Source organism: Veillonella parvula (assembly GCF_047241225.1).
Classification (GTDB): domain Bacteria; phylum Bacillota; class Negativicutes; order Veillonellales; family Veillonellaceae; genus Veillonella; species Veillonella parvula_O.
Window position 1 is genome coordinate 55,526 of the sequence record NZ_JBKTIE010000001.1, and the last position, 24,830, is coordinate 80,355.

Below are 24,830 nucleotides of genomic sequence, written 5' to 3' on the forward strand. Positions count from 1 at the left end.
AATTAAATACTAATATAAGATTTCTTATGTAATGTTACTCTTTTAAGGATGACGGATTCATAAGAAATCTTTTTTTATAGTTTTTAAAAGAGTATGATAGGTTTATAGTTAGTTCATATTTGGGAGGCGATGATATGAATACTTTGTTGGCCCAGGAGATTTATGATAAAGCGCTAGCGTGTGGGTATGACAGTTGTGGTATAGTGCCTCTTGATGCACTTGATTTTTATAAAGAACGGTTGATAAAGCGTTTAGAAGATGTACCTGAAAGTAAAGAGGTATATGCGCATAGTAAAGATTTTTTAGCATTAAAAGAAAAGTATCCTTGGGCACAATCCATAGTGGTTTGTACTGAATATTTTGGTGATTATAAGTTTCCTGTATCTCTTCGAAACCGATATGCAAAAGGGTTGTTGTTATCTTTGTCAAATATTCCTCACAGTGATGAGTTTAAACGACGGCAATCTTTTGAAGTCTGGCTTGGTGAAAATAGAATACGATATATTGGCGGTGAAACGGCGAAACCTGCCGGAATTATTCCTTTGCGGCCCGCTTCGGTAGCAGCTGGTTTAGGCATTTATCGAAAAAATAATTTTTTTTATGGACCTAAAGGTTCTAGCTATGAACTGGTAGGCTATTTAATTGATAAGTCCTGTGAGTATATTCAACAGTTAGAGATACCACCATGTCCGGATTCTTGTAATTTATGTCAGCAAGGGTGTAGGACAAAATCCTTATCTGCACCGTTTACTATGAATCCGTTAACCTGTGTATCTTTTATTAATACATTCGGTGATGGTAAGTTACCGGATGGTGTCACAGACGATATGCTGGAGGCGTGGATATTAGGTTGTGATAACTGCCAGGATGCATGTCCTTTTAATGCAGACCATGACTGGAGCATAGGGCTGGATTATCCTGGACTTGATGAATTAGAGCCGTTGCTACAGCCAGAATATATTTTGAAAGCTTCTGATGAGGAGATTATAAAAAAGCTGATTCCTAAATTCTGTTTCCATTTAACAGATAAACAAATTCCGTTGTTGCGTAAATCTGCTAAGCGGGCGATAGCGCGTAAATAGGTTTTTGTCCTAAGATGAGTCAAAAGTATAATCGAATGTTGAAATTGCCATGATTAGAATAGGTGTACTATTTTGACTTTTTTCTATAGACTGCGTTATAATTAACTGTTGCCATTTTTGGAAAATATACCTACATAGCTACTTTTACAGAGGCTATGTGATATAGAATATACTGAAAGAATTAAAGGGAGGATCTTATGATTCGCGAAAATCTTCGTAATGTAGCGATTATCGCCCACGTTGACCATGGTAAAACTACTTTGGTGGACGCATTATTAAAACAAAGCCATGTGTTCCGTGAGAATGAAAAGGTAGCAGAACGCGTAATGGACTCCAACGATTTGGAACGTGAACGCGGTATTACTATTTTGTCTAAAAACACTGCTGTTATGCATGATGGCATTAAAATCAACATCGTTGATACTCCAGGCCATGCTGATTTCGGCGGCGAAGTGGAACGCGTACTTAACATGGTTGATGGCGTATTGCTTCTCGTAGATGCTTACGAAGGTCCAATGCCTCAAACTAAATACGTTTTGCGTAAAGCATTAGAGCAAAAATTGAAACCAATCGTAGTTATCAATAAAATCGACCGTCCTGACCAACGTGTTAAAGAGGTTGAGGATGAAGTCCTTGAATTGTTTATGGAGCTTGAAGCTGATGATGATCAACTCGACTTCCCTGTGGTTTACGCATCTGCTCGTTCCGGTGTGTCCAAAACCAATTGGGATGATGAAGCTGTAAACATGGAACCGTTGTTCAAAACACTGATTGATGAGATTCCGGCACCACAAGGTGATATGGAAGGCCCTCTTCAATTCATGGTAACTACACTTGATTACGATAACTTCATCGGTAAAATCGCCGTAGGTCGTATCGTTCGCGGTAAAATGAAAACTAACCAACAAGTGGCAATCATGAACGGTGAAAGCACACGTAAAGCGAAAATCGGTCGTGTGTACACATACAATGGTTTGAATCGCGTTGAAACTGACGAAGCTGAAATGGGTGATATCATCGCCTTTGCAGGTATTGACGATATTAACATCGGCGAAACAGTAGCGGATGCTGAAAATCCTGAAGCATTACCATCCATCTCCATCGACGAACCAACATTGTCTATGGTGTTTTCCGTAAATAACTCTCCATTCGCAGGCCGCGAAGGTGAATTCGTTACATCCCGTCACTTGCGTGATCGTTTATTCCGTGAAGTAGAAACTAACGTTTCTATGAAAGTAGAAGAAACTGATTCTGCAGATGCGTTCAAAGTATCTGGTCGTGGTGAATTGCATTTGGCAGTATTGATTGAAACTATGCGTCGTGAAGGCTACGAATTACAAGTAGGTAAACCTCGTGTAATTTTCAAAACTATTAACGACCAATTGTGTGAACCGCTCGAAGCGTTGACCATTGACGTACCACAGGAATTTATGGGTACCGTAATGGAAAATCTCGGTCAACGTAAAGCTGAGTTGACTAATATGGTTGAATTGGCCGGTTATCTTCGTATGGAATTCGTAGTTCCGGCTCGTGGCTTGATCGGTTTTCGTGCACAATTCTTAACAGCTACAAAAGGTAATGGTATCATGAACCATGTATTCCATGGTTATGCACCATATAAAGGTGAAATCCCTTCCCGTACACGCGGTGCTTTGGTAGCATTCGAAAATGGCGAAACTACTCCATATGGTTTGAACTCCGTTCAAGATCGTGGTACATTGTTCGTTGGTCCTAACCAAGACGTGTATGCAGGCCAAGTTATCGGTGAAAATACACGTGAACTTGATATGGATGTTAACCCATGTAAGAAAAAACATGTTACCAACATGCGTTCCAGTTCCTCTGATGAAGCGGTACGCTTGACTCCACCTCGTATCTTCTCCTTGGAACAAGCTCTTGAGTGGATCAACGATGATGAACTTGTTGAAGTAACACCTGAAAGCATTCGTATGCGTAAAACAATTCTTGATCGTAACGCACGTGCGAAAGCAGCGAAGAATAAAAAATAATATCTCATGCGGATATAATGGCGCTCCTTAAGGAGCGCCTTTTTTATCTAATCTATAAGTATTTATCTAACATATTCTTACAAGTCATATATTCATGAAAATAGGTGATAATTTTATCATTTATGATTATTGGGTATAAAAATAAGTTAATATACTAAATACGCATAATAACTTGCTGATAGGGGTATTAGTATATACGAAATATTTGTAACGCTGTATAATAATAACAAGTTTATTGAAAAAGTTATTGATTATGGAGGTTCTTATGAATAAGAAAATCTTAACTTCTTTATTTGCAGTAGGTTTAGCTGCAGGTTGTGTGTGCTCTTCCGTTGATGCGCATGGCGTATTCTTTGCTAACCGCTTAGATGAAAAAGCGCTAGTACTTGGCGAAGGCCCTGTTGATGATGTGTATAGCCCAGAAATGGTAAAAAGCATCATTGGCTTAGATAACAATGGCATGGTAATTCCTGTACAAGTTATTAAACATGAAAAAAATGTAGTGGTTGTACCAAATGATAAATTGGGTATTACAGTAACTGACTTTGACTATGGTTATTGGACAAAAGACAAAGATGGTAAAACTGTTCATAAACCAATCTCTGAAGTACCAGGTGCTCAAAAAAGTACACATGCCATTAAATATGACGTTCACTACTGGAATGCAGAAGCAAAACCTTTCAATAATAAAGATGCTTTCATTCAAATCATTCCATCTGTTAACCCATTAACTCTTAGAAAAGGTGATACATATGAAATCCAAGTCTTGAAAGACGGTAAACCATATGCAAATGCACCTCTTATTAAAGACGTAATTAATGATCTTACTAATGAAAGCCAAGCAGATGCTAATGGTAAAGCAACTGTTACTGTAAGTGCTAATGGCCTTAACGTAGTAGGCGTTGAAGTGGGCTTCCCAACTCAAACTAAAGGTGAGCAAAATAAATACTTCAGTGCATTGTCCTTTATCATCAATCCTGAATAATATAGGATATAACTATTTACTAAGTGTGTGAAATAAACAAGACCTCCTAAGTTGGACTTAGGGGGTCTTTTTATATTTTTAGGGTGTACGTATAAATGCGTTCTGTGAGAGCCTCGTATTAAACGAGGTAAGAAAGAGAGATTTTTATGAAATTACGACGAAATGTATCGGCTGTGATGGCTGCGTTGGCATTAACTGGAATGACCTGCTCTGCATTTGCTACAGAAATTAATGCCACAAGTGATAAAGCGGAGGAATTGCTTGGCTTAACAATGGGGTCACCGGTACAAACAAAACCGGAAGTTAAGCATATAGAGGACACCTTGACGGTTAATGTGCATGGTAAAAGCTTAACAGATACAGGTAAAACTAAAAATGTATCAGGTATTTATAATGGCTTTGGATCACAATTGACGGTGGATAAGGATTTAATTGTACGTCTTAAGAATGATGCACCAGCCTCAAAAAGGGAACTCGGTCATTACTATATGAGCGCTGTGTATGCTGGTTACGGCGGTAAAGTACCAAGACTCAGCAAGGATAATCCTAATAGAGATTATGGAGATACTAATATTCACGTCAAAGGCAATGTAGATATCGATGCTATCGGTGTCGGTTTACAAGCTAATCAACGTGGTCATATCATTGTTGATGGTGGTGGACGTATCATCACTCATCCTTTAGAAACTTCTGATACTTACTCTGTGGTGGCAGAAGAGGGTGATGTATACGTTAATACAGGCTCTGACGGAAAACATCCAGGTTCTAAAGAATTGGTCGCTGTTGGGAATGTAGGGTTAATTAATAAGGATTATGGACGTGATCCAAATCATAACGAAACGCCAACGAATATAGCATTAGCTTTTACAACATCTAATTCTAAACTTACGGGTGCCGTACTAAATGAATATGCTGAAAGCAATAAGAACCCGCATAATTCTGGTGCTGACATTTACTTACAAAATGGAGGAACTTGGAATAATGAATGGATTGGTATGGAGCGTCCTACCCCTAAAAGAGAACGTCCATCTGGTGATAATGCAGCATATCTATATAAGGGCAGTAAGGTTCGCAATCTCGTAGGTGGATCAAGTCCATCGGCAGCCGGTATACTTCATCCTATTGATGCACGACCTATTACAATTCAAAATTATAGTGGCTATGTGAATGCTGTTTACAAGACCGGTGTTCCAGCTAGTGAAAATGGAAAGGGGAATATCGTTGTTGAACATGCTGCAGATAATAGCCATATTACGTTGCAAGGCGATGGAGCTAATTTGACTAATGATGATAGCTACCGTAAGGAAATACAAGCCTTAGCTGATAAATTACAATATACTGGCAATGATAAGAAACTGAGTACAACTGTTCAAATCAATGAAGGTATTACTAGTCCAGGTGCTGTTGCAGAGCTTGGTGCAAATCATTTTGACTCACAGGGGCGCCTTGTTGTGGGAGATACGACAAAGATTAATCGTGCTAGTGAATCATCCTTGGTAAGTGGCACAAAATCTGCTCTTACATCGACCGCTATGGCATGGAAGAGTAATACCAATGATTTACAACGCCGTTTAGGAGATCTTCGTTTAGCTAATACAAACAAAGGTGTATGGGCGAAATATATAGGCGGTAAATCTAAAATTACAGATGGTGCTGATGCACATATGACGTATAATGGTGTACAAGTCGGCTACGATCATAAGGCTTCTAATGGGTGGATTTTCGGTGGCGCTATTGATTACAGTACATCTAGTAATTCATATGCCAACGGTAGTGGTGATGGCAAACTTGGCGGCATCGCCGTATATGGCACAAAACAACATGATGATGGTCGTTATTTAGATATTATTGCACGTGGTAATAGATTATCCAATGATTATAAGCTCTACTCCGTAGGTGGACAACGTGTAAACGGTGATTACCATACATATGGCACATCCTTAAGCGCTGAATATGGTAAACGTATTAAGAAGGAAAATGGCTTCTACATCGATCCTAGTGTAGAATTTATTGTAGGCCGTTTGAATGGTGTATCCTATGATGCTTCTGTTGTCGGTGGTGGTTCTATGCATGTGAAAGCTGATGCTGTGAACTCTGCTGTAGGCAGACTTGGTATTGGCATTGGGAAAGAAACAGAAAAATCCAATATCTTCGCTAAATTAGCATTAGCGCATGAATTCTCTGGTAAGGCAAATACAACATATTCCGCGCCGGGTAATCCAACAGTACAAACAACAGTAGATTTGAAGGATACATGGCTTGATGCTGAAATTGGTGGGTCTTGGAGTGTCCGTCCTAGTACATATCTATATGGTACATTCACTAAAAACTTTGGTGCTACTGTAGAAAATACATGGCGCATTGATGCTGGGATACGACATAATTTTTAATTGAATATTGCATTAATGGTCCTTATAGCGTATGCTGTAAGGACCATTAGTATATAAGGAGTTTTTTATGATTAAGATTTTATTCATTAGGAGTTATAATGGTTAATATTTTATTCATCTGTCATGGTAATATTTGTCGTTCTACAATGGCCGAGTTTTATATGAAACATATTGTTAATAATGCAGGCTTAAGCGATTCTATTTATATCGAATCCTCTGCCACATCTCGTGAAGAAATAGGAAACGATACTCATTATGGGACTAAAGAGAAATTAGATGAAATGGGTATTCCCTATACTCGTCGCAAGGCACGCCAAGTGACAATGGAGGATTATCATAACTTTGATTATCTCATCATTATGGATGAAAATAATGCGCGTAATTTAAAGCATATTATTGGGGATGACGTAGATGCTAAGGTTTACAAGGCAATGTCTTTCGTTGGTGAAAGCCGTGATGTAAAGGATCCTTGGTATACGGGAAACTTTGACGAAACCTATGACGATATAAGTCGGAGCTGTGATGCTTTACTAGAATTGATTAAGGCAAGAATATAATAGAGATAGCCCTTATAGTTATCTAACAAGATGCTTAACTATAGGGGTCTTTCTGTATAATCCTAGTTGTTCTATATACTTTATACTATCGAACCATAGCGTAATATGGTATAATTTTTAGGTATTCATGCGCCTATAGCTCAGGGGATAGAGTGCCGGTCTCCGGAACCGGGTGCGCAGGTTCGAATCCTGCTAGGCGCACCAAATAAAAGGCTTCTCGATTTCGAGGAGCCTTTTTGTATGTCTATAAATAGTCTTTAGGACAGAGAATTATATATTCGTATATCATAATTTAGCGTACTTTAGTGTTCTAACTTTACTATCTATATTTATTACACTGAATTCCTCTAGATCTAAATTCATTCATGAGTATATTTATTGATTTATCAATGATTTCTTCATTTGTTATATATACCATCTTTTTGTAATAGACCGTACCATCAAATTCTATCCAACGACTTTTCTTACCATTTAGTTTGCAAATCTTCATTCTGCCTGCCCAGCTTCCCATACTGCGGAATTTTTTGCCCTTAGAGAAGCGTACTTCTCGAATATCTTTTAATTTATAGGTTCTTTTCATTAATCCAATGCCTATAGACACTTGATCATCTTTAAAGTAAAGAAGTTTATAACGTTCTTCAGGAGGCATAGACCTAATTATAGATAGGTTATAAGTAGCAAAAGCTACAGCAATGCCGACTAATACAAACATTAGGATTATTATATAGATTCCCATATTTTTAACTCCTTCTTATTTCTATTATAATAAAAATAGGTATCGGATGAAATAATTTGTATAATCAACTTTGAAGCGCTATTTGTTTGTATTAAGGGGAGAGATATAAATGGCGATATATGCATGAACTAGTTAGAGATAGATAAATACATAAGCTGAGGTGCTGATAATCTGTCGATATAGAGTTTTATATTTAATAATATCGAAATAACATAATAAATGTGATTTGGGTAACACATTTTGTTTTGAGAATGATGTACAATAAGGATAGCTATATGAAAATCTGAACATCCTAGCCGGAACACTAGGACATATAGGGGAGCGTTAAATTACATAGTGAATTTAACTAAGTGAAAATTACTTATATATGTATCTATAACTCATCCGTTTGAGGATGTAGCTATTTAGAGGGGATAATATGACAAATAAAATACAGGAGCTCACGGTCAACGAAACTTGGCGCGATGAGCAAGACGCATGGAACCATCGTTCCGAGTACTTTGTAGAAATGCACAATCGCGAGGATCGCAAGGCACAGGTCACTGATTTTTTAGCCTTCTTAAAGGATAAAAATTTATTACCTTCATCGAATGGCCGTACACTTGATGTAGGCTGTGGTGTTTGTGACTACGCACTTGGGTTAGCTCGGGAAGGCTATAAGGCGACTGGTATCGATTTATCTGATGGTATGATTCGCGGTGCTAAACAATTGGCAGAGTCAGAAGGTTTAGATCTTAGCTTATATATCGGACCTTGGTCTGATGAAACTCGTCGAGAACTAGGTTGGGATAAAAGCTTTGACTTGGCATATAGTATCTTCTGCCCGATTATGTTTGATGTAGAAAATATTCGCGCCATGCATGATGCAAGTAATGATAAATGCTTGTGGATTGCTTTCAGTGAACGGAGCGACGAAATGGTAGATATGTTATCTGAACATTTCTTTGGACGTGATTCTTTCCCATGGGATGGCAAGATGAAAGAGTGTTTAGATGCTATCCATGAGATGGGGCATAATGTAAAAGTAATTTATAAAACGGTTCCTGAAACAGAGGTTATGTCTCTTGAAAAGGCAGTTAATTATTTTACCATGCGACTTCATAATAATGGATGGGGAGACATGGAAGACATGAAAGAAGAGATTAGAAATCTCATTGAGCCACTAGCTATTGATGGAGAAATCCATAATAAGACTGTTGATAAAGTGGCTTGGGTTTCATGGTCTGTGAAATAGGAGAGAAACATGACAGTTGATGAGAAACGTAAGTTAGAACTAAAAACTATGTACCAGATTATTGGCATCTATTGTCATAATAAGCACCACACTCCTAAAGGACAACTCTGTGAGGAGTGTCAAAAAGTTTGGCAATATGCTGAACATCGTATAGATGTATGTCCTCATATGGAAAGCAAGACCTTCTGCAGCGTATGTAAAACGCATTGCTATGCGCCTACGTATCGTGAAAAAATACGTGAAATCATGCGCTATGGTGGACCTAGAATGTTATTTATATCACCAATTCAAGTTATTCGCCATATGTATTTAGAGTGGAAGGATAGAAAAAGGAGTCGTACTTCTTATGAAAACTGATATGATTGTAAAGACAGGAATGTTTGTAGCATTGACGGTTTTACTATCTTATATATTTGCTATTCATACTACATTTATACATATTACCTTTGGATTTTTATCAACCGCTATATTTGGTATTCTTTATGGGCCTATGGCAGCAGGTATAATGGCTGCTATTGCCTGTTTTATAGGTATGTCTTTATTTGGACAAGGAGTATTCTTTCCCGGCTTTATCATATCTGAATTTCTTGTAGGCTATGTGTATGGGTATTTTTTACACGGACGTAATGTTACATTTAAACAATTACTTTTACCGGAGACGATTGTTACTGTATGTATACATCTGATATTAAATACAATATGGCTCACAATATTTTATAACAAAGCAGTATCTGCTATATTTATTGGACGTCTTATTAAAAATATCATTTTTTTCCCTTTAGAAATTGCATTGATTTTAATTGTGTATAAAGCAGTCAGTAAGTTTATGGTACAAAAAAAGCCATAATCTTACAGTATACTAAAATGCACCCCTAACATTAGATTATATGTTAGGGGTGCATTATTATTATTGTCTTTAGACTGGTTCGTGACGTAGTCGCGAACCATAAAACCACCCGCTATGCGGGTGCGGCAACGAAAGTTATACAAAAAAATCACCTTGCTTAAGTATAATGTAGGTGTTCAAGCCGCATTATATGCAAAAGAAAGGTGATTTTATATGGCAACAAAGACACAGAGTCTTGCGCACACAAAATGGTTATGCAAATACCACATAGTATTTACACCTAAGTATAGACGTAAAGTTATATATAATCAATATAGAAATAGTTTACGTGAAATACTGAGGCGTTTATGTGAATATAAGGGCGTCAAGATTATAGAGGGGGAGCTTATGGCAGATCATGTGCATATGTTAGTATTAATCCCACCTAAAATAGCAGTTTCATCTTTTATGGGATATTTAAAAGGTAAAAGTGCACTTATGATGTTCGATAAACACGCAAACTTAAAGTATAAATTTGGAAATAGACACTTTTGGTCTGAGGGATATTATGTTAGTACGGTAGGTCTAAATGAGGCAACAGTAAAAAAATATATACGTGAGCAAGAGTTACATGACCAAATGAAGGATAAGTTAAGTGTAAAAGAATATGAGGACCCTTTTAAGGGTAGCAAGTAATACATATCCCCTTTGAGGGGAAGGTTACGAGTCAATGGCTATGCGGCTTGAACGTAGTGAAAGCCAGCGCCTTTAGACGCTGGCCTAGTACTACGGGCTTATAGCCCGTGAGCAAACCACCCGTTTTACGGGTGGTTCTGATTTGTAAATATAGCGTTTTACGCGAGTGCTTTGTCCAATACAGTTTTGATTAAAGATTTTGTTTGGGCATAGCTTTCACCAGGTTGCGCCTCGTATTGTTTGTCGAGGTCGAACCATAAGTTCGGATAGTATTCATATGGGTGAGTTTTGAAGAGCTCATGAGCATCTTGATCTTCAACCCAGTTGATATGAATATCTGCGTATGCAGGATTTTCTGCAACGAGTTCATCGATAGCACGGAATGCATTAGCGCAATAAGGGCAACCGTTTAAATGGAAACCTAATATTTCTTTCATGATATTCAGTCCTTTCAAAATAGAATCTACATATATTTCTATAATTTGAGATTTTATACATATTCATGTACCACAACATATGGTACACTACTGAGTATAACATATCTATATAAGATATTCAATTTTTTAGATATATCTGATGTGAATATTGAGAATTCGATATGCATGCATTATATAAATAAGGAGATACCTATGATTTCAGGCGCACAGTATCTGGTAAAAGCCCTTCAAGAGGAGCAGGTAGAGTTTTTATTTAACTATCCTGGGGCGGCTACTATTGATATCATGGATGAATTATATAAGCAAGATAAGGTAAAAGTGATTTTGCCGCGTCATGAGCAAGCATTGGCCCATGCGGCAGATGGATATGCTCGTAGTACCGGTAAAGTAGGGGTTTGTATGGTAACCTCTGGACCTGGTGCTACAAATCTTGTGACTGGTATTGCTACTGCTTATTCTGATAGTGTTCCTCTCGTTTGTATTACAGGCCAAGTTGACTTGGGGCTCATGGGCAATGATGCGTTCCAAGAAGTAGATACTGTTGGCATTGTACGCAATATCTGTAAATATGCTGTTACCGTTCGTGATCGTAAAGAGCTTGGCCGTATTTTGAAAGAAGCCTTTTATATTGCTCGCACAGGTCGACCAGGTCCTGTGGTTGTGGATATTCCTAAAAATATTCAAAAGGCTATGGGCTCTGATGAGTATCCTACTGAGGTTAATATTCGCGGTTACAAACCAAATACCACTGTTCACGTAGGTCAAGTTAAAAAGGCCTGTTCTATTATTAGTAAAGCTAAAAGGCCTCTATTCCTATTAGGCGGTGGGGTAAGCATTAGTGGTGCTAACGACCTTATGATGGAGTTGGTTAAAAAAACAGGGATTCCTGTAGTAACAACATTGATGGGGAAAGGTGCTATTGATAGCCGTCATCCATTGTATCTTGGTAATGTAGGGATTCATGGTGGCTATGCGCCTAATGTAGCCATAACTGATTGTGACGTGATGATTTCTATTGGTACGCGCTTTAATGATCGTATTACTGGTAAACTAAGTACCTTTGCACAAAATTGTAAGATTATCCATATTGATGTAGATGCGGCGTCTATTTCTAAAAATATTAAGGTTGATATTCCAATCGTAGCAGATGCTAAATTGGCTATAGAAAAAATCTTAGAATATATTGAACCTCACGATCTTGGTGACTGGCCTGCGCAATTACAACAACTTAAGGCTACGCGCCCTGTTACACAAGCTGGTGAAGAGGGTTTAACACCTCAAACTGTTATCGAGTACATTAATCATCACTATGAACATCCTATCGTCACAACCGATGTGGGTCAAAATCAATTGTGGACTACCCAGTTCCTTGATGTGAAAGGTCAATATCAAATGTTGACGTCCGGTGGCTTAGGGACTATGGGTTATGGTTTTCCTGCTGCATTAGGTGCGCAAATGGGAAATCCAGATAAGCGTGTATTTGCTATCTGTGGTGATGGTGGCGTGCAAATGAATATCCAAGAGTTTGCCACTGCTATGCACTACCGTTTGCCTGTGACTCTAATTATTTTAAATAATGGTTTCCTCGGAAATGTACGCCAATGGCAACAATTATTCTACGATAAACGTTACGCTTGTACGAACTTGATGATGGATGAAAGTGCCATTGTTACGCGAGACATAATCGACAATGATGAGTTTGAATATGTACCAGATTTTGTGAAATTGGCAGAAGCTTATGGCGCAAAGGCAATGCGTATTACTAAGGTTGAGGACATCGAAAAAGGGTTCCAATTGGCTGATGCTTTTAAAAATGGTCCGACTCTACTCGAGTTCATCATTCCAACGGAGCTCAATGTGTTGCCAATGGTACCAGCAGGTAAGTCTTTAAGTGATATGTTGTTGAAGGATAAAAAATAGGAGGGGCTATGGAAGTACAAATGAAAAAACGCTGTATTTCAGCGTATGTAGAAAACCAAATCGGTGTACTAGCTAAGATTTCAGGCCTCTTCGCAGGAAAAAATTATAATCTTGATACATTGACTGTAGGGGAAACTGAAGATCCTACCATGTCTCGTATGACAATTGAGCTCACATGTGACGATTTGACATATGAACAAATCATTAAACAGCTTAATCGCAGTGTAGAGGTGATTAAGGTTATCGACTTTACGGACATGCCGATTACGAAAAAAGAATTACTATTTATCAAGGTCAATAGCTGTAAAGAAGCGGATAAACAAGAAATTTTCCGCATTGCCCAAACCTTTGATCTATTAGTTGTGGATTATAATCGTAAATCTGTACTAGTACAATGTGTAAAGACCGTATCTAAAAATAATGACATGATTGCCTTATTTAAAAATATGTTCGTCAATCGTATTGAAGTTGTACGAGGTGGTAGCGTAGCTATCGAAGCATTATCTACACCTGATAGATAAGGTGTGTACTTTAGCACTTTAAAAGCGATTTAGGTCTATTCAAATATATAATACATGTATTTGAATAGACCTATTTTTTGTGGCTTAAAGCGTGTACAACTTAATATGATATAATATGTATATCGAGCATTATTGATATAGAGACCTTGGTTGTATGCCAAAGTCTTTTTATATAGGAGGTACTATGAGCTTATTAGATGATATTTTAGCCCATAATCGAGAATATGTAGAAGATCAAAATACAGGTTATGTAGATACAGATACAAAGTGTAGTAAAATGCCTAGTCGTGAAATGGCAATTGTTACATGTATGGATACACGTCTTGTTAACTTCTTAGAAGATTCCATGGATATTGGGCGCGGTGAAGCGAAAATCGTAAAGACTGCAGGTAACTGTATTACAGGTCCCTTTGATGGCGTTGTGCGTAGTTTACTTGTTTGTATTTATGAGCTAGGTGTTAACGAAATCTTTATCATTGGTCATCACGAATGTGGTATGGCAAAAACTACGGCAAAAGATCTAACAGAAAAAATGTTGGCTCGTGGTATTGCACCAGAAGCGATTCATATGGTCCGTAAAGAAATGGAACGCTGGGCTGATGGCTTTACACATCCTGCTGAAAATGTAGAGGATACAGTAGACGAATTACGTATGAATCCTTTGATTCCTAAAGATGTGCCTATTCACGGTCTTATCTTCCATCCTAGAACGGGTGAAATCGAAGTCATTGTTAATGGCTATACACAAATGAAACAATATTATGAAAAATAGTAGGGGAATTCTTTAATAGAGGTATTGTGAATTGAGCAATATAGATAGATTAGATATATTTGAGGTAGCGTGTAAACATTTTCTTACGGATCTTTCAAATTTTAAAAATCTCATTTCCACTCAAGTTCGATCATTAGATGGTCTAGAATGGGCTTTTGATAAAGGTTCCACTAAGGTTTGTAGTGCTGACGAAACGGGCTTAAAAAAACGCTGTAAGGTTGGCGTAAAATATAGATTACAGGTCGAGTTATCTCAAGCTGATGCAGAAACTATTTGGATGGAATTTAGTCGGTTTTGGAGTGCCACTACTTTAAATCAGGTTGAAAGAGTATGCAGCAATGAAGAATTAGGTCGCTATCAATTTATAGCTAATAATTCTATCGGCGATGAGCTTATCTGTGATATCTATTTACCTAATGAATGGAATATACCGCAATTAAATATGTTGGGATGTATTTCTGCTAGATATAGAAAAGTAGATATTCAAGAAGTATAGAAAAATCTTATAAAACTTAACGTTAAGTTTTATAATGTGTTCATATTAGTACTTAATACATATTTACATAAAGGACCTATATGAATAAGAGTAAACTATTAAAAACAACTGTAGCTATTGTGGTTTTGGCTGTATTAGTTACTGGAGGCTATGTATATAAAGATGCCATACAGAGTCGTATAGCTAGAACAGCGGCTGTGGTGAGTGGCCAAGAGATAAAGCCACTCCTCGATTCTGAAAGTCGTTATATTCGGCAAATTGTAGCTCAAGATAACAGCACGAGTCGTACTATTATGTGGCAATCAGATAGCAGTGAAGCTGATGCGGTAATAGAGTATCGTCTTGTTGGATCCGATATGACTCAAACGATAAGAGCTACAGACAAAGCTTTTACCGATGATGGTAGTACTACCTATATCCATGAGGGGACATTAACTGGTTTGGCGCCTAATACTAAATACGAATATCGAGTTGGTTATGGTAGTGATCGCCGTAGTGCTTGGTATTCCCTGGAAACGGCTGGCGCCAGTGTGTATGATGTTCTTATCTATCCAGACTCTCAGTCGGGGGATTATTCTCAGTGGGAACGAATTGTAAAAGATTCAGCAAAACGCAATCCGAATACAGCCTTGTATATTAGCATGGGCGATCTCGTAGATAATGGGGAGCAGGCATATCAATGGCGCACTTGGTTAAATTCGATTAAACCATTAAGTGCTAATGTACCGTTATCAACGACTTTAGGCAACCATGAGATGTATACATTAGATTGGAAAATGCGTGAGCCTTATGCGTATTTGAATTACTTCGCTGTACCACCTAATGGGAATGAAACCTTTAATCGACGTTATTATTCCTATGATTTTGGCGATGTACATTACGTTGTATTAGATACGATGTTATATGAAAGTAATCATGAGGACAATCATGATACGCATCATCCTGATTTATACGATGTACAGGTTCAATGGTTACGCCAAGATCTTGCAGCTAATACGAAAAAATGGACTGTCGTTCTTATGCATAGAGATTCATTCCAATATGCCTTTGACCGACCAGGTGCAAGTCGAGATGTTGGTTTCGATGACGAGGGTGTATTATTTATGCCTATCTTCGATGAATTTAATGTGGACTTAGTCTTATCTGCTCATTTACATACATATCGCAACCGCGGTCATGTGCGAAACTTTGATCGAGACCCATCTGGTCCATTATATATTCTTACAGGAATAGCTGGTGATGCACGACGTCCTAAGTGGAAGCAACATCCTTTAGATGTATATGTAGCACCTCAGCCTGAAACGAATAATTATATGTCTATGACAGTGACACCGAATAAGCTGATTGTAAAATCATTTTTACCTGACGGCACTCAGCTTGACGAATCAGTCATTGAAAAATAAGAAAAGACACCTTCTTTGGAAGGTGTCTTTTTTGTCTATTTTTCTCTAATCAAAGGTAGCAAGAATCTATGAGTAAAATTGATTTACAATATAACAAATAAAAATACAGTAGATTTGTATAAATACTTGCTAATTATGGTAGGTAGTATTATAATACGTGTATAGATTATAAAAATGCACAAAATATGTATAAAATATACATACAGTGTATAAAGGAGATAGAGTAATGAATGCATTACAAGATTTAATAAAAACTTATGCCTCCCAATATAAAGAACAAGTTGTGGAATGGCGCCGACATATTCATAGCCATCCAGAGTTATCTGGTGAAGAGAAACATACATCTTTATTTATTCAAAAGGTGCTTGGTGAACTAGGAATTCCCTTTGTAAACGATATTTCTGATTATGCTGTTATCGGTAAGATAGAAGGTGCTCATACAGGCCCTGTTATTGCATTGCGTGCCGATATGGATGCGTTACCCATACATGAAATAACAGGCTTGCCCTTTGCTTCACAAAATGAAGGTGTTATGCATGCCTGTGGTCATGATAGCCACATGGCAATTTTACTTGGTGCAGCGGCGATTCTACAATCTATTAAAGATCAATTACATGGGACCGTGAAACTCGTATTTCAACCTTCAGAAGAAGAAGCTTTATTTCCAGGGGCTCAAGGTATTGTCGATAGCGGCATCCTCGACGATGTGGATGAGATATATGGACTTCATGTGTGGCCTCAATTGCCAGTGGGAACTGTAGGTCTTAAAAAAGGTAATCTCATGGCTGCATCCGATCACTTCCTCGTACACATTAAAGGGAAAGCTACTCATGGTGCAGAACCTCATAATGGGGTAGACGCAATTGTAGCAGCCGCAAACTGGATTGTAAATGTGGAATCCATGGTGGCTCGCGAAACGAATCCCATGGAAAATCTCGTGTGTACAATTGGAGTGATTAATGGTGGTGATCGATACAATGTGGGCTGTGGTGATGTGTATTTTGAAGGTACTTGTCGTACCTATGAACCAGAAAAACGTGATTATATTGAGCGACGTTTGGGTGAAAGCTTACAGGCCCTAGATGTGATGTTTAAAACGGAAAGCACTTTGGATTATAAACGTGGTCATGGTGCTACTATCAATAATCCAGAGGTTATCGATTACGCCACATCTATCGTAGAAAAATATTTTGGCAAAGAAGCGGTGGTACATCCTGAATTTCCGTCTATGACGGCAGAAGACTTCTCTGCCTATCTTCATAAAATCAAAGGTGCTTTTCTTTGGTTAGGCACTGGCTTTGAAGGCAATCCAGCCTTGCATAATGCAGCTTTCACCATCGATGAAAGTATCCTTGAACCAGGTATCACAATGATGGCTGCTATTGCCGCCGAATTTTTACAAGAAAAGTAGTTAAATAAGTAGTTTGAAATAAGAGGTTATCATGAAAAGTTTACAACATACATCATTTAAAACAATGCTTCAATACGCACCAGAAGAAATTAAATACTTCTTGGACTTAGCAGCTAAATTAAAAGCAGATAAAAAAGTGGGCAAAGAAATCAAAACATTAGTAGGTAAAAACTTTGCATTAATTTTTGAAAAAGACTCAACACGGACACGTTGTGCTTTTGAGGTAGGGGCTGCGGACCAAGGTGCTCATACAACATATCTTGGCCCTACAGGTTCCCAAATGAATAAAAAAGAATCCTTAAAAGATACAGCTCGTGTTCTAGGATCTATGTATGATGCTATCGAGTTTAGAGGTTTTGATCAAGCCGATGTAGATACATTAGCTGATTATTCTGGCGTACCTGTTTGGAATGGGCTTACCGATATGGATCATCCTACACAAACATTAGCAAATTTCTTAACCATACAAGAAAATATCGATAAACCGTTGAATAAAATTTCCTTTGCTTATGTTGGACACGGTCAATCAAATATGTGCAATGCCTTGATGAGTGGTGCCGTTAAAATGGGGATGGATTTCAGACTCATTGGCCCTAAACAATACTGGCCAGCTGGTCCATTCTACGAAGAGTGCTTAAAAGTGGCTAAAGAAACGGGTGCTACTATTACTTGCACAGATGATGTAGCTGAAGGCGTTAAAGGCTTAGATGTTATTTACACTGGTGTGTGGGTAACGATGGGTGATACTTACGATATGTGGGAGGAACGTATCAATACCTTTAAACCATTCCAAGTAAATGGAGAAATGATGGTATTAACTGGCAATCCGAACACGAAGTTCTGCCACTGTTTACCTGCGTTCCACAACACAGAAACACAAGTAGGTAAAGATATTTATGAACGGTTTGGCATGAATGGCATTGAGGTGACCGAAGAGGTATTCGAAGGTTCAAACTCTTTAGCGTTCCAAGAAGCAGAAAATCGTCTCCACACGATTAAGGCAGTTATGGTTGCTACCTTTGGAGATTATCCATTGAAATAAATTCATCCTCCTAAATGGTGATGAATTGTATAGTTTGTTTCCTATTTATATTGGATAAAGGGCTATATAAATAGGTGTGAGTCACCAATAGGTGAGAAGTGAGGTTTATTATGACACCCCATAGAGTATTTATTGTTGGTCATGAAGGCACAACTGGTCTTAGAATTCATGAACGATTATCCGATCGAAAAGATATAGAGCTCTTAGCGACTGCTGATGAGGATCGCAAAAATGTAGAGGCCATTAAAGTGGTTGCAAAAAAAGCGGATCTTGTATTTCTTTGCTTACCTGATGTGGCCTCTAAGGAAATTATGGCCGCTATTGGTGATTTTCCATGTAAGGTTATTGATACTTCTACAGCGTTTAGAACTACAGCTGGTTGGGCATATGGGTTCCCAGAACTTGGTGAAAGCTACAAAACATCTATTGCAACTAAAAAACATATTGCAAATCCTGGCTGTCATGCGAGCGGTATGATTGCTTGCATAGCTCCTCTTGTAAAAGCAGGACTCGTGCCAGTGGATTATCCTTTCACCATTACATCTTTAACAGGTTATAGCGGTGGTGGCAAGAAGATGATTGACCAATATGAAAGTAGTCCTAAGGACTATTTCCTTTATGCTCCACGTCAATATGGGCTTGGTCAAGAACATAAACATTTACCCGAAGTACAACATGTATGCGGCCTTAGTGAAGCTCCAATTTTTATGCCAATTGTTGATGATTACTACTCTGGAATGGAGGTTACCGTAGGTATTCATAGTCGTTTATGTCATAAACCTGTTTGTATTGATAAGGTACAACAAACGTTAGAATACTTTTACAAAGATAGTACAATCATTACGGTTGCACCATTTACTGAAAATAGCAATAGCGGTATGTTAAACGCTAATCAATTAAGCAATACGGACAGCATGAAAATCAATGTCACTGGTAACGATGAACGCATTATGGTTCATGCCATTTTCGATAATTTAGGTAAAGGTGCATCAGGTGCCGCCGTTCAATGTATGAATATCGCATTGGGCTTACCAGAAAATACTGGTTTAGTATTAGATTAGAGAGGGAACTATGAAGGATGTAACAAATGCAATGCGGGCGCATATCTTAACGGCGGCCGTTCCATATATAAAACAATACACAGATCAGTACGTTGTCGTTAAATACGGTGGCAATGCCATGGTGGATGAAGAGTTAAAGAAATCTGTCATGAAGGATTTACTATTACTTCGATTAGTGGGGGTAAAAGTTGTGCTCGTTCATGGTGGTGGTCCAGCTATTAATAGCACCTTAGAGGCGATGCAAATTGAATCACATTTTGCTAATGGATTACGTGTTACCGATGAAGCAACGATGGATGTTGTACAAATGGTGCTAGCCGGTAAGGTGAATAAAGGGCTCGTGGCGGATTTAACGGATCTTGGTGGCAAAGCTGTTGGCCTTTGTGGCGTAGATGGCAACATGATTCAAGTTCATAAACAAAACGAAGAACTTGGTTACGTAGGTTATATTGATACTATTGATACGAGCATTATCCATGACGTAATTAGCCGTGGCTATATTCCAGTTATTTCTTCTATCGGCATGGGAGCCGATGGCAAGATATATAATATTAATGCGGATACCGTAGCCGCAAAGATTGCAGGCGCTCTCAAGGCGGAAACAATGGTGGCTATGACCAATATTGATGGTGTACTGCGAGATGTGCATGATCCAGATTCTTTAATTTCTAAAATTACGATGGCCGAGGCCGCTCAGTTAAAAGTGGATGGTGTCATTGCAGGCGGTATGATTCCAAAGGTAGATTGCTGCTTAGAGGCCATAGAAGCTGGGGCACAAAAGGTATTTATCATCAATGGTGAAATTCCACATGCTATTCTTATCGAGTTATTAACCGATGAAGGCCTTGGCACCATGTTTGTTGCTTAATATAGTAAACATAATACGGGTAATCATCTATTGGGTATCTTTTACATAGATAGACGACGGCATGACCGTACATTTGGAGGATATAATGAGTAATGCAATCGATTTTGAAAAACAAGATAAAGAATATATAGCCAATACGTATGGTCGGTTCAACGTATGCTTTCAAAAAGGGAAGGGGTCCCTTTTGTGGGACGTAGATGGTAAAGAGTACATCGACCTTGGCTCTGGTATTGGCGTAACGGCTTTTGGTGTTGACGATGATGAGTGGACTGACGCTGTTACTAAGCAGTCTCATGCGTTGAATCATATTTCTAATTTATACTATTCTTTGCCACAGATTGAACTAGCGAAACAGCTCTGCGCGAAAACGGGGATGAAAAAGGTGTTTTTCTCTAACTCTGGTGCGGAGTCTAACGAATGTGCTATTAAGGCAGCTCGTAAATATAGCCATGATAAATACGGAGAAGGTCGTCATGTAGTTGTTACCTTGGTCAATAGTTTCCACGGTCGTACTATTACCACCTTGTCTGCTACAGGACAAGATGTATTCCATCAACATTTCTTCCCATTTACGGAAGGCTTTATTCACACACCAGCTAATGATATTGATGTGGCTTTGAAAGTCCTTGCTAATCCAGCTGTTTGTGCCATCATGATGGAACCTATCCAAGGTGAAGGTGGGGTTATGCCCTTAGATAAAGAGTTTGTCCAAGCGGTAACAAAATATGCGCATGAACACGATCAACTGGTACTCATCGATGAGGTACAAACTGGTAATGGTCGGACTGGCAGCTTATATGCATACCAACAATTTGGTATCGAACCAGATGTGGTATCTACTGCAAAAGGTTTGGCCGGAGGGCTACCCATGGGTGCCACCTTATTCAATGAAAAGATGCAATATGTATTAAATGCTGGTGCTCATGCTACTACTTTTGGAGGTAATCCAATCTGCGCGGCTGCAGGTAATACCATCATTAGTCGTTTAACTCCTGAATTTCTCGATTCTGTAAAAGCAAAAGGGGAATACGTAAAGGAGACCTTAACTGATAAACCTGGTGTCATTGGTGTTAGCGGTATGGGACTCATGCTTGGCATTGAAACTACGGTTGATGCTAAAACCGTTATAGAGAAATGCATTGAAAAAGGTGTTGTATGTTTATCTGCTAAAAATAAGGTACGTCTTTTACCAGCCCTTAATATTCCACAAGAGCAACTAGAAAAAGCGATTGCTATTTTAGCGGAAGTGATTGAAGAATTAGCCGTAAAATAAGAATTCGTCTAGCTTTCATAAATATCGTTTACTATAGTTATGTAACATTGAACTATGGAAATAAACCGATGATTATATAGACTTTAGTCCGTATTCGTGTTACCCTAGAAGAAATAGTCTATATTGGAGGAGTAAATATGAATACAGAATCCTTACGTAATGAAGTATTGGTTCCAGCGGTAGCAAAAACGTTGGACATTGCGGCAAAAGCAAAACCTACAAAAGAAGAACTTATCACAACGGCAAAAATCACTGCTGCTGTGACAGTTGCAACGGCTATTGTATCCTTAGCGGTACAAGCGGTATTGCGCAACCGATAAGAAACTAAGAAAACGACATGGCGTTGCCTGTCGTTTTCTTTTACTTTTACCATGTTATTCCTAGTAATGTTGGGATTTAGTGAGGAGGCGATATCATGCATAGTCGCGATTTAATAGAGCAATATAAAGGCTACGTGCAAGATTGGCGTAGATATTTTCATAAACATCCAGAGCTTAGTAATGAAGAGTTTGAAACGACGAAGACCTTGGCTAAAGAGCTAGAGTCTATGGGCGTAGAGGTTCATGTAGATACAGACCGTGGTATCGGATTAATCGGCATTATTCATGGTTCTAAGCCTGGCAAAGCCATTGCGTTACGTGCTGACATCGATGCATTGCCTGTTCATGAACATAATGCAGTAGATTATAAATCTGAAGTAGAGGGTAAAATGCATGCCTGCGGTCATGATGGACATATGGCTATTTTACTAGGTGCGGCAAAGATGCTAATGTCTATGAAAGACCGCATCGAAGGCGATGTATATTTAGCATTTCAACCTGCGGAAGAAACTGGAGCAGGGGCTCCGGATTTCATTAAGTTTGGCGATTGGTATGATAAGGTAGATGCTATCTTTGGAGGGCATGTGTGGATCGATTTGCCAGCGGGTCTTGTGTCTGTTGAGGAAGGTCCTCGTATGGCTGCAAGTAGCCAAATTACTATTAACGTAAAAGGCAAACAAGGTCATGGTGCGCAGCCACACCAAGCGGTCGATGCTATCGTGGTGGCTAGTGCCATCGTTATGAATTTGCAAACTGTGGTTTCTCGTAATGTGAGTGCCCTTGATTCCGTCGTTGTTACGATTGGCAATATTCACTCTGGCTCAGAATGGAATGTCATTCCTGGGGAAGCTTCCATGGGCGGTACGGTTCGTTTCTTTGATCCAAACCAAGAACAATACATTGTCGATACTATTCGCCGCATTGTGGAACACACTGCAGAAGCCTATGGAGCGACTGCTACATTAGAATATATAAAAAAAGTGCCTCCTACTATTAATGATCCTGAATCCAGTGAACTTGCAGAACGTGTCGTTATTGATACATTAGGTGAGGACAAGCTTTCTAAGATGCGTAAAGTAATGCCTGGAGAAGATTTTGCATGGTATTTACAAGATAAATCAGGATGCTTTGCCTTTATTGGTATTCAAAACCCTGAAGTAGAAGCTACATACGATCATCATAATAATAGATTTAATATGGATGATACCGTATTATCTGCAGCATCTGCGGTGTATACTGAATATGCAATTCAGTGGTTAAAAGAACATAACTAAAATTCTATGTAAGAGGTTCTTATGAATATAGTTATATGTCTCATTATTATTGCTATAACAGGCATATTATTGATGAAGCGCTATCAACCACAGCCTATTTTGATTGGCATGGGAATCCTCATGATGTTCATCGCTTATGAGGGAAAATGGATTGATGCCATATTAGTTGATGGTCAATCTACAGGGGTTCTTATATTTGATGCCATGGATATCGTAAGGATAACGACATCTAATAATATAGTTAATTTGGGCCTTATGATTATGACTTGTGCAGGCTATGCAAAATATATGGAATATATTGGGGCAGGAACGCGACTCGCAGATACTTTTATCCGCCCTTTATATCGCCTTAATCGACCATATATTGTGTTAGCCCTTATGTTTTTACTCAATATGGGATTAGCTATTTGTGTTCCCAATCCTTTGAGTCTTGCTCTCCTCATGATGGTCACAATGTATCCTGTTTTAGTTCGATTAGGTGTAAGTCCTGTAGGGGCGGCTGCAGTTATTGCTACGGGACACCTTATGGATGTAGGACCTGGGGCGGTGTCTACTTTATTGATTGCAAAGGTATTAAATATTCCTGTGCCAAACTATTTTGTAGGCTATCAGTTGAGGATTTATTTCTTAGTTGCTATTGTGACTGCCATAGCGCACTTCTGGTGGCAGAGATATCGAGATCGAATTGATGGCCCTATGGATGTAAATGATCTTGAAAGCATTCCTAAAGCGCCTATTGGTCCCAAGCTATATATGATATTCCCATTATTACCATTGTGTTTTATCTTAGGCTTTAGCCAGTATGGTTTTTCTGGTGTAAAGATGAATGTTACTCTTGCCATGATGCTTGCCTTTGGCATTGCTCTAATGACAGAATTAATTCGTCATCGAAATCTGAGAACTGTACTTAAGAGCACCACAGTTTTCTTTGAAGGTATGGGGAATCAGTTCTCTTATGCAGTGACTCTTATTATAGGGGGGCAAATCTTTGCGCAAGGTTTGGTTAGCCTAGGCCTTATTGATTCGTTAGTTAGTACACTTCAAACACTATCCTTAAACTCTATTGGACTTACCTCTATTCTTGGAGGGGGTATGCTAGGACTTAGTATGGTTACAGGTAGTAACGTAGCACCATTATTCACATTAGTTCCACTAGTACCTGATATTGTATCTAATCTTAGCCTTGATCCGATTACCACTATGCTTGGCATGCAAAATGGAGCTAGCCTTGGTTTGTTCTTAAGCCCAATTAGTCCAGTTATGGTTGGTGTAGCTGGTGTAGCTCATATTAAATCGGTAGATTTACTTAGACGCACGGCTGTGCCAGTTCTTGTGGCATTACTTACAAGTTGTGCGGGAATATGGGTGCTTTTTTAATTTTAATTTAAATTTACAAAACCCTCTTTACATGTTTTGTAAAGAGGGTTATTATATTCCAATATTAAATCATATGTAATTAAAATGGTTTCCTGTTAAAGTACAAGTTTTAGTGCTTTGCGGATAAAAAGGGCCTTTCT

The 24,830-nt window shown here is 38.5% G+C and carries 24 protein-coding genes and 1 tRNA gene; 23 read left to right on the forward strand and 2 right to left on the reverse strand.

From position 1 onward, the window contains the following. Positions 1-134 precede the first annotated feature (134 nt). The 6 genes from ACLRYO_RS00240 (at position 135) to ACLRYO_RS00265 (ending at position 7,227) form a co-directional block, all read left to right on the forward strand. On the forward strand, positions 135-1,082 hold the full coding sequence (locus tag ACLRYO_RS00240; RefSeq protein ID WP_278606792.1) for an epoxyqueuosine reductase: 948 nt from the start codon (positions 135-137) through the stop codon (positions 1,080-1,082). Between the two features lie 197 nt (positions 1,083-1,279). Continuing rightward, a complete protein-coding gene (gene typA / locus ACLRYO_RS00245) occupies positions 1,280-3,091 on the forward strand; it encodes a translational GTPase TypA (RefSeq protein ID WP_004696644.1) in 1,812 nt (603 codons plus the stop codon). A gap of 265 nt (positions 3,092-3,356) precedes the next feature. Then, positions 3,357-4,076 carry a DUF4198 domain-containing protein gene (locus tag ACLRYO_RS00250; RefSeq protein ID WP_316708970.1) on the forward strand — a complete coding sequence of 240 codons (720 nt, stop codon included), beginning with the start codon at positions 3,357-3,359 and terminating at the stop codon, positions 4,074-4,076. A 146-nt stretch (positions 4,077-4,222) separates the two neighbouring features. Continuing rightward, the gene (locus ACLRYO_RS00255; RefSeq protein ID WP_195394615.1) at positions 4,223-6,466 is read left to right on the forward strand and encodes an autotransporter outer membrane beta-barrel domain-containing protein; all 2,244 of its coding nucleotides are present in this window, start codon (positions 4,223-4,225) and stop codon (positions 6,464-6,466) included. 98 nt (positions 6,467-6,564) lie between these two features. Further along, on the forward strand, positions 6,565-7,023 hold the full coding sequence (locus ACLRYO_RS00260; protein ID WP_118091661.1) for a low molecular weight protein-tyrosine-phosphatase: 459 nt from the start codon (positions 6,565-6,567) through the stop codon (positions 7,021-7,023). Positions 7,024-7,152: 129 nt separating this feature from the next. Continuing rightward, a tRNA-Arg gene (locus ACLRYO_RS00265) sits at positions 7,153-7,227 on the forward strand. A gap of 115 nt (positions 7,228-7,342) precedes the next feature. Here the strand turns inward: ACLRYO_RS00265 and ACLRYO_RS00270 are convergent. Then, positions 7,343-7,759 carry a hypothetical protein gene (locus tag ACLRYO_RS00270; RefSeq protein ID WP_118091662.1) on the reverse strand — a complete coding sequence of 139 codons (417 nt, stop codon included), beginning with the start codon at positions 7,757-7,759 and terminating at the stop codon, positions 7,343-7,345. Between the two features lie 418 nt (positions 7,760-8,177). Between ACLRYO_RS00270 and ACLRYO_RS00275 the strand changes: the two genes are divergently transcribed. The 4 genes from ACLRYO_RS00275 to tnpA all read left to right on the forward strand — a co-directional run bounded on the left by ACLRYO_RS00275 (position 8,178) and on the right by tnpA (position 10,515). Continuing rightward, a complete protein-coding gene (locus ACLRYO_RS00275) occupies positions 8,178-8,993 on the forward strand; it encodes a class I SAM-dependent methyltransferase (protein ID WP_195394616.1) in 816 nt (271 codons plus the stop codon). A 9-nt stretch (positions 8,994-9,002) separates the two neighbouring features. Next, on the forward strand, positions 9,003-9,350 hold the full coding sequence (locus ACLRYO_RS00280; protein ID WP_004696632.1) for a nitrous oxide-stimulated promoter family protein: 348 nt from the start codon (positions 9,003-9,005) through the stop codon (positions 9,348-9,350). Next, complete coding sequence (locus ACLRYO_RS00285; RefSeq protein WP_195394617.1) at positions 9,340-9,840, forward strand: folate family ECF transporter S component; 501 nt, start codon at positions 9,340-9,342, stop codon at positions 9,838-9,840. Before ACLRYO_RS00280 ends, ACLRYO_RS00285 begins: the two co-directional genes overlap by 11 nt. 213 nt (positions 9,841-10,053) lie before the next feature. Next, on the forward strand, positions 10,054-10,515 hold the full coding sequence (gene tnpA / locus ACLRYO_RS00290) for an IS200/IS605 family transposase (RefSeq protein ID WP_004693034.1): 462 nt from the start codon (positions 10,054-10,056) through the stop codon (positions 10,513-10,515). Between the two features lie 158 nt (positions 10,516-10,673). Here tnpA and ACLRYO_RS00295 read toward each other — a convergent pair whose 3' ends face one another. After that, positions 10,674-10,952, reverse strand: coding sequence for a hypothetical protein (locus ACLRYO_RS00295; protein WP_004696628.1), 279 nt, complete (start codon positions 10,950-10,952; stop codon positions 10,674-10,676). A gap of 192 nt (positions 10,953-11,144) precedes the next feature. Between ACLRYO_RS00295 and ilvB the strand changes: the two genes are divergently transcribed. From ilvB to dcuC, 13 genes are all read left to right on the forward strand, one after another. Further along, positions 11,145-12,872, forward strand: coding sequence for a biosynthetic-type acetolactate synthase large subunit (gene ilvB, locus ACLRYO_RS00300; protein WP_195394618.1), 1,728 nt, complete (start codon positions 11,145-11,147; stop codon positions 12,870-12,872). 8 nt (positions 12,873-12,880) lie between these two features. Next, positions 12,881-13,393, forward strand: a complete 513-nt coding sequence (ilvN, locus tag ACLRYO_RS00305; protein WP_195394619.1) for an acetolactate synthase small subunit — start codon at positions 12,881-12,883, stop codon at positions 13,391-13,393. 184 nt (positions 13,394-13,577) lie between these two features. Beyond that, complete coding sequence (locus tag ACLRYO_RS00310) at positions 13,578-14,165, forward strand: beta-class carbonic anhydrase (RefSeq protein WP_004696620.1); 588 nt, start codon at positions 13,578-13,580, stop codon at positions 14,163-14,165. 31 nt (positions 14,166-14,196) lie between these two features. Beyond that, entirely contained in the window at positions 14,197-14,661 is a 465-nt protein-coding gene (locus tag ACLRYO_RS00315; protein ID WP_195394620.1) for a hypothetical protein, read from the forward strand. An 80-nt stretch (positions 14,662-14,741) separates the two neighbouring features. Continuing rightward, complete coding sequence (locus ACLRYO_RS00320; RefSeq protein ID WP_278468269.1) at positions 14,742-16,064, forward strand: purple acid phosphatase family protein; 1,323 nt, start codon at positions 14,742-14,744, stop codon at positions 16,062-16,064. A 226-nt stretch (positions 16,065-16,290) separates the two neighbouring features. After that, positions 16,291-17,475 carry a M20 metallopeptidase family protein gene (locus ACLRYO_RS00325; protein WP_413084608.1) on the forward strand — a complete coding sequence of 395 codons (1,185 nt, stop codon included), beginning with the start codon at positions 16,291-16,293 and terminating at the stop codon, positions 17,473-17,475. A gap of 31 nt (positions 17,476-17,506) precedes the next feature. Further along, the gene (gene argF, locus ACLRYO_RS00330; RefSeq protein ID WP_278468263.1) at positions 17,507-18,517 is read left to right on the forward strand and encodes an ornithine carbamoyltransferase; all 1,011 of its coding nucleotides are present in this window, start codon (positions 17,507-17,509) and stop codon (positions 18,515-18,517) included. A 110-nt stretch (positions 18,518-18,627) separates the two neighbouring features. Then, entirely contained in the window at positions 18,628-19,578 is a 951-nt protein-coding gene (gene argC / locus ACLRYO_RS00335) for an N-acetyl-gamma-glutamyl-phosphate reductase (RefSeq protein ID WP_227037122.1), read from the forward strand. A 10-nt stretch (positions 19,579-19,588) separates the two neighbouring features. Beyond that, positions 19,589-20,446 (forward strand): acetylglutamate kinase, encoded by an 858-nt coding sequence (gene argB, locus ACLRYO_RS00340; protein ID WP_278468258.1) that lies wholly within the window; start codon positions 19,589-19,591, stop codon positions 20,444-20,446. Between the two features lie 85 nt (positions 20,447-20,531). Continuing rightward, on the forward strand, positions 20,532-21,719 hold the full coding sequence (locus tag ACLRYO_RS00345; RefSeq protein WP_278468255.1) for an aspartate aminotransferase family protein: 1,188 nt from the start codon (positions 20,532-20,534) through the stop codon (positions 21,717-21,719). A gap of 137 nt (positions 21,720-21,856) precedes the next feature. Further along, complete coding sequence (locus tag ACLRYO_RS00350) at positions 21,857-22,039, forward strand: hypothetical protein (protein WP_042977898.1); 183 nt, start codon at positions 21,857-21,859, stop codon at positions 22,037-22,039. 95 nt (positions 22,040-22,134) lie between these two features. Next, positions 22,135-23,313 (forward strand): M20 metallopeptidase family protein, encoded by a 1,179-nt coding sequence (locus ACLRYO_RS00355; RefSeq protein ID WP_278468251.1) that lies wholly within the window; start codon positions 22,135-22,137, stop codon positions 23,311-23,313. 21 nt (positions 23,314-23,334) lie between these two features. Next, positions 23,335-24,690 (forward strand): C4-dicarboxylate transporter DcuC, encoded by a 1,356-nt coding sequence (gene dcuC / locus ACLRYO_RS00360; RefSeq protein ID WP_195394628.1) that lies wholly within the window; start codon positions 23,335-23,337, stop codon positions 24,688-24,690. Positions 24,691-24,830 lie beyond the last annotated feature (140 nt).